At 62.8% G+C, this 588-nt stretch carries 1 protein-coding gene; it reads left to right on the forward strand.

The window, feature by feature from the left end; genetic code table 11:
• Position 1: 1 nt before the first annotated feature.
• A partial coding sequence (locus DDE75_RS17115; protein ID WP_114416159.1) for a GTP-binding protein occupies positions 2-588 on the forward strand: 587 nt, incomplete at its 3' end.

Raw genomic sequence — 588 nt, forward strand, 5'->3', positions numbered from 1 at the left:
CATGGCAAAGGCAAAGTTTGAACGGAACAAACCGCACGTCAACATCGGGACCATCGGTCACGTTGACCACGGCAAGACGACGCTGACGGCTGCGATCACGAAGTACTTCGGCGACTTCCGCGCCTACGACCAGATCGACGGCGCACCCGAAGAGAAGGCCCGCGGCATCACGATCTCGACCGCGCACGTGGAATACGAGTCCGAGACGCGCCACTATGCGCACGTCGACTGCCCCGGCCACGCCGACTACGTCAAGAACATGATCACCGGTGCCGCCCAGATGGACGGCGCGATCCTGGTCGTGAACGCCGCCGACGGCCCCATGCCGCAGACGCGCGAGCACATCCTGCTGGGTCGCCAAGTGGGCATCCCCTACATGGTCGTCTACCTGAACAAGGTCGACCAGGTGGATGACGAAGAGCTGCTGGAACTGGTCGAGATGGAAGTGCGCGAGCTGCTGTCCAGCTACGACTACCCGGGCGACGACATTCCGATCATCAAGGGTTCGGCCCTGGCCGCAATGGAAGGCCGCGACCCCGAGATCGGCGAGAACTCGATCAAGGCGCTGATCGAAGCCGTCGACACCTA

It is taken from the genome of Paracoccus indicus, from assembly GCF_003056335.1.
Lineage (GTDB): Bacteria > Pseudomonadota > Alphaproteobacteria > Rhodobacterales > Rhodobacteraceae > Paracoccus > Paracoccus indicus.